Source organism: Microvirga roseola, from assembly GCF_020866965.1.
Classification (GTDB): Bacteria; Pseudomonadota; Alphaproteobacteria; order Rhizobiales; family Beijerinckiaceae; genus Microvirga; species Microvirga roseola.
Genome location: NZ_JAJATX010000002.1, coordinates 277,667 through 287,151 on the forward strand (window position 1 = coordinate 277,667; position 9,485 = coordinate 287,151).

The 9,485-nt window shown below is 66.3% G+C and carries 9 protein-coding genes; 6 read left to right on the plus strand and 3 right to left on the minus strand.

The features are described 5' to 3' along the window. The 6 genes from LG661_RS02695 to LG661_RS02720 all read left to right on the plus strand — a co-directional run bounded on the left by LG661_RS02695 (window position 1) and on the right by LG661_RS02720 (window position 5,643). Window positions 1-822, plus strand: a complete 822-nt coding sequence (locus LG661_RS02695) for a purine-nucleoside phosphorylase (RefSeq protein WP_230530315.1) — start codon at window positions 1-3, stop codon at window positions 820-822. Then, a complete protein-coding gene (gene deoC / locus LG661_RS02700) occupies window positions 815-1,576 on the plus strand; it encodes a deoxyribose-phosphate aldolase (protein ID WP_230530316.1) in 762 nt (253 codons plus the stop codon). Before LG661_RS02695 ends, deoC begins: the two co-directional genes overlap by 8 nt. 1 nt (window position 1,577) lies before the next feature. Beyond that, entirely contained in the window at window positions 1,578-2,900 is a 1,323-nt protein-coding gene (gene deoA / locus LG661_RS02705) for a thymidine phosphorylase (RefSeq protein WP_230530317.1), read from the plus strand. After that, window positions 2,897-3,838 (plus strand): 2-hydroxyacid dehydrogenase, encoded by a 942-nt coding sequence (locus LG661_RS02710; RefSeq protein ID WP_230530318.1) that lies wholly within the window; start codon window positions 2,897-2,899, stop codon window positions 3,836-3,838. The genes deoA and LG661_RS02710 overlap by 4 nt, the downstream gene beginning before the upstream one ends. Before the next feature lie 135 nt (window positions 3,839-3,973). Continuing rightward, window positions 3,974-4,279 (plus strand): hypothetical protein, encoded by a 306-nt coding sequence (locus tag LG661_RS02715; RefSeq protein WP_230530319.1) that lies wholly within the window; start codon window positions 3,974-3,976, stop codon window positions 4,277-4,279. Between the two features lie 68 nt (window positions 4,280-4,347). Then, entirely contained in the window at window positions 4,348-5,643 is a 1,296-nt protein-coding gene (locus tag LG661_RS02720; RefSeq protein ID WP_230530320.1) for a DUF418 domain-containing protein, read from the plus strand. A 7-nt stretch (window positions 5,644-5,650) separates the two neighbouring features. Here LG661_RS02720 and LG661_RS02725 read toward each other — a convergent pair whose 3' ends face one another. The 3 genes from LG661_RS02725 to LG661_RS02735 form a co-directional block, all read right to left on the minus strand. Then, window positions 5,651-6,967 (minus strand): dipeptidase, encoded by a 1,317-nt coding sequence (locus LG661_RS02725; RefSeq protein WP_230530321.1) that lies wholly within the window; start codon window positions 6,965-6,967, stop codon window positions 5,651-5,653. A gap of 91 nt (window positions 6,968-7,058) precedes the next feature. Continuing rightward, entirely contained in the window at window positions 7,059-7,907 is an 849-nt protein-coding gene (locus LG661_RS02730) for a C40 family peptidase (RefSeq protein WP_230530322.1), read from the minus strand. A gap of 65 nt (window positions 7,908-7,972) precedes the next feature. Beyond that, on the minus strand, window positions 7,973-9,355 hold the full coding sequence (locus LG661_RS02735) for a leucyl aminopeptidase family protein (RefSeq protein ID WP_230530323.1): 1,383 nt from the start codon (window positions 9,353-9,355) through the stop codon (window positions 7,973-7,975). Window positions 9,356-9,485: the final 130 nt, after the last annotated feature.

The following is a 9,485-nucleotide window of genomic DNA, read 5'->3' on the forward strand; positions in this document are numbered from 1 at the left end:
ATGATGATTCAGCAGAACGTTCAGGAGGCCGCCGAATTCGTGCGCGCCCGCGGCTTCGATGGCCGTTTCGATGCCGCCTTCGTGCTCGGCACGGGGCTTGGCCCCCTTGTGGACGAACTCAGCGATGCGGTGAGCCTCCCCTATGCCGAGATCCCCCATTTTCCGAGAAGCGGTGTCTCCGGCCATGCGGGCAAGCTTGTCGCCGGAATGCTCGAAGGAAAGCGCGTGCTCCTGTTTGAGGGCCGGGCCCATTACTATGAGACCGCTGACGCGGGTGCGATGCGAATTCCCGTGGCCCTCGTGAAGGAGCTTGGTATTCCGGTGCTTGTCGCGACTAATGCTGCGGGCTCCGTGCGGGCGGAGATCCGCCCCGGCAGTCTCGTCGCCATCAGCGATCATCTCAACCTATCCGGCGCAAACCCGCTCCTCCGCGATCACTCGGAAGGGCGCTTCGTGTCGCTGACGGGGGCCTATGATGAGGGCCTGCGCAAAACCCTCCGGAGCGCCGCGACCAAGACCGGCATCGACTTGCCTGAAGGGATCTATGCATGGCTCTCGGGGCCGAGCTTTGAAACCCCTGCCGAGATCCGAATGATCCAGATTCTCGGCGCGGATCTCGTGGGTATGTCCACGGTGCCGGAGGTGATCCTCGCCCGGTACTATGGTCTGAGAGTTTCAGCGATCTCTGTCGTTACCAATCTCGCCGCCGGGATCGAAGGCGCTTCGCCCTCGCATCAGGAAACGAAGGATACGGCGGCGGAGGCCTCTGAAAAGTTCAAGCGTCTCATCCGTTCATTCGTCGCGGAGTTGTCCCATGTCTGACGCAGAAATTGCACAGCGTGCCCTGAGCTGCCTCGATCTCACCGACCTGACGGATAACTGCACGGACCAGGCAATCGATGCGCTTTGCAGGAAGGCGCTCGACCCCCGCGGCCCCATGGCCGCCGTCTGTGTCTGGCCGCAATTCGTCAAGCGCGCTCAGGAGAACCTGCGCGGCTCCCCTGTCCGGATTGCGACGGTAGTGAATTTTCCCGCCGGCGGTGAAGATGTGGACCGCGTGACGGACGATACGCAGGAGGCGCTGTCCGACGGCGCGAACGAAATCGATCTCGTCCTGCCCTATGAGGCCGTGCGTCGTGGGGATCTGGCGGTTGCTGCCGAGATGGTGGAAGCCGTCCGCGAGACAGTCGACCAGGACCGCCTGCTGAAGGTGATTTTGGAAACTGGCGAGCTCTGGGATCCAGGCCTTATTGTAACGGCAAGCCGCCTCGCCATCGATGCAGGCGCTGATTTCATCAAGACATCGACCGGAAAAACACCCGTCTCCGCCACGCCGGAAGCGGCCGAGATCATGCTCGATGCCATCAAAGCTTCGAGACGTCCTGTCGGATTGAAACCTTCGGGTGGCATCCGCACGGTGGCGGATGCGAAGATGTATCTCGATCTGGCTGACCGCATCATGGGGCCGGGTTGGGCAACGCCGCGGACCTTTCGGATCGGCGCCAGCAGCGTTTACGAAGCGCTGATTGCGGCCATCGAAGGACGAGCCGGCACGGCTGCCGTCGGGATCTACTGACATGACTCTTCTTCCGCAGGAAATCATCCGCCGTAAGCGCGACGGCGGAACGCTGGATGCCGAGCAGATCCGGAACTTCATCGAGGGCCTTGCCTCCGGCCGCGTATCCGAGGGGCAGGCGGCGTCCTTCGCCATGGCGATTTTCTTCCGTGGCCTTTCCGTGCCGGAGCGTGTGGCGCTAACGCAGGCCATGATGGAATCCGGCGAAGTGCTGAAATGGGATCTTCCTGGTCCCGTGCTCGACAAGCATTCGACGGGCGGAGTGGGCGATACGGTTAGCCTTGCGCTCGGGCCTGCTGTTGCCGCCTGCGGCGGCTTCGTGCCGATGATCTCCGGTCGTGGCCTTGGCCATACGGGCGGCACGCTCGACAAGTTCGACTCCATCCCAGGCTATGTCACGCAGCCCGATATCGATACCTTCCGGCGCGTGACGCGCGAGGTCGGCTGCGCCATCATTGGCCAGACGGCCGATCTCGCCCCCGCCGACAAGCGGCTCTACGCTATCCGCGATGTGACGGCGACGGTGGAGTCCATCGATCTCATCACCGCCTCCATTCTGTCCAAAAAGCTGGCCGCAGGGCTTCAGGGACTCGTGATGGATGTGAAGTTCGGCTCGGGTGCCTTCATGGACAATGCGAGGGGCGCCCGTGCCCTGGCCGAAAGCCTCGTTCTCGTTGCCAACGGCGCTGGCCTGCCGACGAGCGCGCTGCTCACCGACATGGACCAGCCGCTCGCCTCGGTGGCAGGCAATGCGGTCGAAGTAGCCTACGCCATCGACTATCTTACAGGTCGCCGCCGTGAGCGGCGCTTCCACGAGGTCACCGTTGAACTCTCGGCCGAGATGCTCGTGCTGGGCAGGATCGCCGCAAATGTCGGTGAGGCGCGAGAGAAGGTCGAGCGTGCGATTGCCTCCGGCAAGGCGGCGGAGGTTTTTCAGTGCATGGTGGTCGCCCTTGGCGGTCCTGCCGACCTGTTGGAACGGCCCAGCCAGCACCTCCAGGCCGCGCCCGTGATCCTCCCCGTCCATGCGGATCGGCCCGGTACCGTCGAGAGGATCGCAACGCGCGACATCGGCGTCGCCGTTGTGGCCCTCGGCGGCGGACGAACCCGGCCGCAGGATCCCATCGACCACGCAGTCGGCCTCACCGATTTGGTAGAAGTCGGTGCGGCGGTCGATGCCGGACACCCGCTTGCTATTGTCCATGCACGCAGCGTGGAGGCGGCGGAGATTGCAGCCCACGCCGTTCGTACGGCCTACACCATCGGAGAGGGCGGGACAGCACCGGCCCCGATGATCCTCGAGCGTATCGGAGCCGCCTCATGAGCCTGCTTATCGCCCTGACATGGGAGCCGAAGCCGTGGGTCGAACGCTTCAGGAAGTATCTGCCCGACCGCGACATCGTCGTTCTCGGAGAGAACCTCGACAGGAATGCGGTCCGCTATGTGGCGACATGGGGACCCAAGCCCGGCAGCCTGTCGGGCCTGCCTAAACTCGAGGCGATCTTCTCGCTCGGCGCTGGTGTCGATCACCTGATGGGCTATCCCGATCTGCCCGACGTGCCGATCATCCGGGTGGCGCAGGACAATCTCACCAACCGCATGAGCGAGTACGTGGTCATGCACTGCCTTATGTATCTGCGCGACCAGCGCCGATATGACGAGGACCAACGGGTGAAGCGCTGGGATGCGGAGCGTACGCCGCCGATTGCAGGGGATGTGCGCGTCGGCGTCATGGGCTTTGGTGTGCTGGGGCAGGATGCTGCCCGCAAGCTGAAGGTCATGGGCTTCGACGTGGCTGGATGGAGCCGCACACCGAAGAATGTGGACGGTTTTCAGGTCTATTCGGGCGAGGAGGGGCTGGCCTCCTTTTTGAACCGAACCGACATTCTCGTGAGCCTGATTCCGCTGACTTCCGACACTGCAGGCATCCTCAACCGCTCCCTGTTCGAGAAACTCGCGCGCGACGGCGCACTCGGCGGGCCGGTGCTCATCAATGCGGGGCGCGGCAGGCTGCAGGTGGAGTCGGATATTCTCTCCTGTCTCGATGATGGCACGCTGAAGGCCGCAACCCTCGACGTGTTCGAGGTGGAGCCCCTGCCACAGGACTCGCCGCTCTGGTTGCATCCGCGCGTCACGGTCACGCCGCACAACGCGGCGGTTAGCGAGCCGGAGGCGACCGCGCGCTACATCGCCGAGCAGATCCGCCGCCACGAGGCCGGCGAGCCCTTCCAGAACGTGGTCGACCGGGGCCGCGGCTACTGAGCCGCAGGTGCTCCTGCTCCATCGCGTTCACTTCCTCGCGAAGACGCGGAACTTCCTGCAGGACGGCTCTTTCAGGGAACCATTGGCCGTATTCCAGCGATTGTATCCTTAGGCATAACAAAGCTGGAGAGTACAATGTCCTGGAAAGAGCGGGTCCCGCTCCGCGGCAGAAATACCGGGAGCCGCGTGGTCGAAACCGATGTCGAGGCGCGTCAGGGGCCGAAAGGCCGCCCTGTTCTGATGGTGCTGTTGGCCAGCGCGCTTCTGCTGGGCCTCTACCTGGTGGGCATGCTGATCTGGTCGTTCACGAGCGCTCCCACGGCGCCGCGTGAAGCAACGCTGCCAGAAGTTCCCGTAACCGGCGATATTCAGACCCGCGAACCGGATCAGACGGAAATTCCTCCCGCCAACCCCGCTTATCCCGTGCCGGCCGCCGAGTAGCCGGAAGCGTCTGTATGCAGTGTTGAGCCGCCCGGCTGTCGGGAGGTCGCCAAGAGGACAGCCGAGGCATGAGGCGCGGCAGAGAAAAGGCCGACGCGGCTACCAAGGCCGCATCCAAGGTCCGCACGAGATCTCGGATTTCGGGAACAGCAGAGCGGCGGGACCCACCCGCCATGACCACGCCGGTGGCCGGGGTCGCGCGCCCGGAGCGGCCGGGCCGGGCAAAGGAGCGGCTTGGCGTCGTCGACGCCGTGCGCGCCATGGCGCTGTTCGGTGTTCTCGCCATGAACTGGCACTCCATGAGCGGCCTCGAATACATGTCCGCCGAACAGCTGGCGGCCGTGCAGGATACGCTCGACCGCATTGTCGAAGTCGGTCTTCAGGTCTTTGTCGATAAAAAGTCGCTTTCGGCCTTCTCCTTTCTCTTCGGCCTGAGCTTCTGGCTGATCCTCGACCGGTCCGAGGACCGCGCATTCTTCATGCCGATGTTCATCCGCCGGCTGTCGATGCTGGCGATCTTCGGCGGCCTCAACTTCATCTTTCTCTACTGGGGCGACATCCTCATCACCTATGCCATCTTCGGCCTCCTGCTGCCTCTGGCGGCGCGGCTGCCGCAGCGCGTCATCCTGGCTGTATCGGGGTTCCTGCTGCTGGGCTTTCCCATCGCGCTGGCGGCGCTAGGCTTCACGCAGCGCCCGGATGTGCAGACGCCTTCCGACCTGCAGGCGCTGCAGGCATTCGGCAGCTCGTCCTACTATGCGGCGGCCGAGTACGGAGCGCGGCGCTATCTCGGCTTCGCCGAAAGCCATTCTGTTACCGCCGATTGGGATTTCACCAACATCTTCGGCCTGTTCCTGCTGGGGCTCTGGGCCGGGCGCGAGCGCATCCCGAACGACATCGGAGCGCATCGTGCGTGGTTGATGAAGGTCACGGCGCTGGCCATTCCCATCGGGCTGGCCCTGTCCGCCGCCAATGTCACGCTCCCCCGGGAGACGCCGCTCACCACGCTCACGCTGGCGGGACGAACCATTCTCGCCGTCGGCTATCTCGCAGCAGCTGCGCTCTTTTTCGACAGCCGTGCGGGCCGCCGCATCGGCGCGCTTATTGCGCCTGCGGGGCGGACGGCGCTGACCAATTACCTGGCCTACGGGCTCATCGGCCAGATTCTCTTCTACGGGTGGGCCTTCGACCTGATCGGCAAGCTGGGCGCGGCCGATGTGCTGTTTGCAGCTGTCGTCACCTACGCCCTTCTCGTGGCGGCGAGCCATGTCTGGCTGAGGTTCTTCCGCTATGGGCCGGTGGAGTGGATCTGGCGCTCCGTGACCCGCAGATCGCTCCAACCGCTGCGCAAGGCGCAGGTCTGACGACGGCTCAGGGTTCTCTGAGCAAGACGTCGCGCTCCGGTTCCAGGCAGGTCTCCTGCGCGGCCGCCGCGCTGCCGCCGGGCAGGACTTCGGCGAACAGGCGGCAGGCATTGAGCCCGGCGATGTTGCGGATCGTCCGTTCGTCGAATCCCGAGCGGCGCATGATCGCGGTGAGGATCGCAAGCTGGCTCGTATCGAACGGCACCGTGACCGAGCCGTCGTAATCGGCGCCGAGCGCGATGTTGCGGCCTCGCTCCGCGCCGACCGCATCCGCCATTGTCATGATGTGCTGCATCACGTCGGCGATCCTCCAGATGCTGGAGCCGATGGCCTGGGGCCAGAAGCCGACGCCGATCAGGCCGCCTTGGTCCAGCACGAGCGCGATCTCCTCGTCGCTCAGGTTGCGGACGGGGCGGCAGGGCGGCTCGCAGCGGGCTTTGATGCCGGTGTGTGAGATCATGAAGGGCTTTGCGAGCAGGTCGGCCGCCTCGCGCAGGCCCCGCGGGGAGATGTGGGCGAGGTCGACGGCCATGCCGAGCTGCTGCGCGAGCTGCAGGGCGGAGCGGCCGGCCACCGTCAGCCCGTAGCGCTCGCAGCCTTCGCTCGCTCCGGACAGGCTGTTGTCGAAGCGGTGGGTCGGCGCGAACACGCGGATGCCGCGCTCGAAAAGCTGGCGCATGTCGTCCTCGACCGTGACCGCGCCGAGATCCGGATCGCCGATCCAGTGGCCGCCTTCGATCCCGAGCAGGGCGCCGACGACGGGCTGTCCGGCGCGCCGGTCGGCCACGAGGCGGCGGAGATCCTCGGCGGTCTCGATGAGCCGCAATTCGGGGCCCGGCCGCTCGCGGGAGCGCCTGACCGCGTCCTTGAGCCGGTCGATCTGCCCGAAGGCCCGCTCGCGCGTGTTCCAGATGGGACGGCCCTGGAGCGCCGAGAGGATGGCCGTCACGTTGAGGCTGGTGCCGCTGACGCAGCGCGCGCCGAGATCCCCCTCCCGCAGGCCGGGAATGGGGCTGCGGGTGACGATAGTGAACACCTGGAGGGCCACGTTGCCCTCCACGAGCAGCGGCAGGTCCACATGGCCGTAGGACGAGCGCTCGAGCAGGTCCCGGTCCCATTTCAGGGTATCGGCATGAAGGTCGGCGACGAACAGGGAGCGGTGGAACGCGGCCTCCTCCGCGGTCGGAACGGGCGCGGTCGGGTCGGGCTCGACCCGGTTCATCAGCCGGTCGAACTGCGCCACGCCGTAGGACCGGAGGAGGAGCAGCGCCGCGATGGCGAGGATCCCGAAGACGCCGAGGCCGATTGCGAAGGTGCGTAGCATTGGCTCCCATTCCGCCGCTCCGACGGGGAAACCGTCAGGGCGGGGGATGGTTCTCATACCCGCGGAGCGGGTCTGTCCGCTGCCGTACGCTTCAGAGCCGCTTGATCGAACTGATCGGCCCGTAGCTGGTCCTGCGGATGCGCTCCTCGGCGACCGCGAGCGGCTCGGTGGTGACGCTCATGGTGTGGCCGTTGGCGTGGATGAGGCGCGTCGCATCCATCATCAGGCCCACATGGCCCTTCCAGAACACGAGATCGCCGCGCTGCAGTCCGCCCAGATCGGGCCACACCGCGACTGGCGTTCCGAGCTCGCGCTCCTGCATGTCGCTGTCGCGGGGAGCCTTGAGGCCCGAGGCCTGCAGCACGGTCTGGGACAGCCCCGAGCAGTCGATGCCGAGGCTCGTCTTGCCGCCCCAGAGATAGGGCGTGTGCAGGAAGCGCTCGGCCACGCTCACGTAATCCGCCTCTAAGGCGTCGAGGCCTTTGAGGTGGGCGGCGAAGGCCCAGCCGCCGGTGGCGAGGCGCGCGTAGTCGCCCTGGACCTCCGCCACGGCCACCTTGGCGTTGAGGGTCAGGAAATCCTGATAGGGCAGCTTCAGGTTGGGGCCGGGATAGACGAAGGTGCGCACCGCGCCGACCTTGTGCGTCGGCTCCGCGCCGGAGCCGCCCAGCGCCTCGGCCGGCAGGTAGCCCACATAGCCGTCCTCGCCGAGCTGCACCCAGGCCCAGCCCTCGTGCTCGTCATAGACGGTCACGCTCTCCCCGAAGATCGCCTGCGTGTCCACGGGCGCCTCGCGGGAGGGGTGGCGATGGAGCGCGGCGAAGGAGGCGATCACGCGCTTCTCCGCGCCGGCGGTGAAGCGCTCGGCCTCCACCCGGCCGCGCAGGCGCTCGTCGGCGAGATCCGCGCGGACAGGCGTGATGCGGCGGTCGAAACTCATCGGGACGGCTCCTGGCGGGCCATGGCGTGTCCTTTTCCTTTTCGCAGCATATTCGCCAACAAGGCCTAAACGCCGTAGCGGTCCTTGAGCAGCGCGTACATCAGGCGTGCGGCCTGAACCTCGCCGCCTTCGGGGCGGGCGGGCTTTGTGGAGCCGTTCCAGGCGAAGATGTCGAAATGCACATGGGCCTTGGCCTGCGAGACGAAGCGGCGCAGGAACAGGGCGGCGGTGATCGAGCCCGCCATCGGCCCGCCGGTATTGTTCATGTCGGCGAACTTGGAATCGAGCTGGCTCTGGTAAGGGGCCCAGAGCGGCAGGCGCCACACGGGATCGTTCACGGCCATGCCGAAGCGGGCGATCTCGGCGGCGAGGTCGTCGTCGTCCGTGAAGAAGGGCGGAAGCTCCGGCCCGAGGGCCACGCGGGCAGCGCCCGTGAGCGTCGCGAAATCAGCGATGAGCTCGGGGCTTTCCTCGTCCGCGAGGCAAAGCGCATCGGCGAGGATGAGCCTTCCCTCCGCATCAGTGTTGCCGATCTCGACCGAGATGCCCTTGCGGCTCGGCAGGATGTCGCCGGGGCGGAAGGCGTTGCCGGCAATTGCGTTCTCCACCGCGGGAATCAGCACGCGCAGGCGTAGTTTAAGCTTCGCGCCCATGATCATGTCCGCGAGCGCCAGGGTGGTGGCCGCGCCGCCCATGTCCTTGCGCATGAGCAGCATGGAGGAGGCTGGCTTGATGTCGAGGCCGCCGGTATCGAAGGCGACGCCCTTGCCGACGAGGGTGACGCGCGGCGCATTCTCGTCGCCCCAGGTGAAGTCGATGAGGCGCGGCGCAACGGCGGAGGCGCGGCCGACCGCGTGGATCATCGGAAGGTTCTGCTTCAGCAGGTCGTCGCCCACGATGCTGGAAAAGCGCGCGCCGTGCTTCTCTGCGAGCTGCCGCGCCGCCGCCTCGATGCCGTCGGGGCCGAGATCGCTGGTGGGCGTGTTGACGAGGTCGCGGCTCATCATCACCGCATCCGCGATGCGCGAGACCTCCTCTGCATCGACGCCCCGGGGCGCGACGAGGCGCACGGATTTCTCCGCGCGCTTGCGGTAGCGGGCAAAGCCGTAGCTGCCCAGGAGCCAAGCCAGCGTCGCCAGCGCCGCATCCGGCGCGTCCGTCTCGAAGCGATAGGCGCCCTCGGGCAGAATCGCCGGCAGCTTGCCGACGAGGAAGGGATCGCGACTCTTGGCGTCGTCGCCGTTGATGCCGAAGGCGACGCCGAGAAGCTCGCCGTTCGCATCCGGCAGCAGGCAATGGCTCCCGGCCTTGCCCTCGAAGCCCTGCGCCCTGGCAAAACCTTGGGCCGGCTGCGCAAGCCCGGCCACGATGCCGGGCCATGTGGCCTCGGTCACGAGCCAGATGGGGCGCGAGGTCTCGGAGGCGGAGGCGAGGAGGGGATGGGGCATGGAAATCCGACCTGGAGGGCTGATGGGAAAAGCCGATGGGACGCTGTCGCGAATGTTGTATGGGCGAATGCCGCGCCTGTCATCCCGCAGCCCGCGCCGGATCGTTCTCGGCCCCTGGTCGGAGCGAGGG

Excerpts from the sequence above, each read along its gene's own strand:
- LG661_RS02695 (WP_230530315.1), top strand. The coding sequence starts at position 1 with ATGATGATTCAGCAGAACGTTCAGGAGGCCGCCGAATTCGTGCGCGCC.
- deoC (WP_230530316.1), top strand. The coding sequence starts at position 815 with ATGTCTGACGCAGAAATTGCACAGCGTGCCCTGAGCTGCCTCGATCTC.
- deoA (WP_230530317.1), top strand. The coding sequence starts at position 1,578 with ATGACTCTTCTTCCGCAGGAAATCATCCGCCGTAAGCGCGACGGCGGA.
- LG661_RS02710 (WP_230530318.1), top strand. The coding sequence starts at position 2,897 with ATGAGCCTGCTTATCGCCCTGACATGGGAGCCGAAGCCGTGGGTCGAA.
- LG661_RS02715 (WP_230530319.1), top strand. The coding sequence starts at position 3,974 with ATGTCCTGGAAAGAGCGGGTCCCGCTCCGCGGCAGAAATACCGGGAGC.
- LG661_RS02720 (WP_230530320.1), top strand. The coding sequence starts at position 4,348 with ATGAGGCGCGGCAGAGAAAAGGCCGACGCGGCTACCAAGGCCGCATCC.
- LG661_RS02725 (WP_230530321.1), bottom strand. The coding sequence starts at position 6,967 with ATGCTACGCACCTTCGCAATCGGCCTCGGCGTCTTCGGGATCCTCGCC.
- LG661_RS02730 (WP_230530322.1), bottom strand. The coding sequence starts at position 7,907 with ATGAGTTTCGACCGCCGCATCACGCCTGTCCGCGCGGATCTCGCCGAC.
- LG661_RS02735 (WP_230530323.1), bottom strand. The coding sequence starts at position 9,355 with ATGCCCCATCCCCTCCTCGCCTCCGCCTCCGAGACCTCGCGCCCCATC.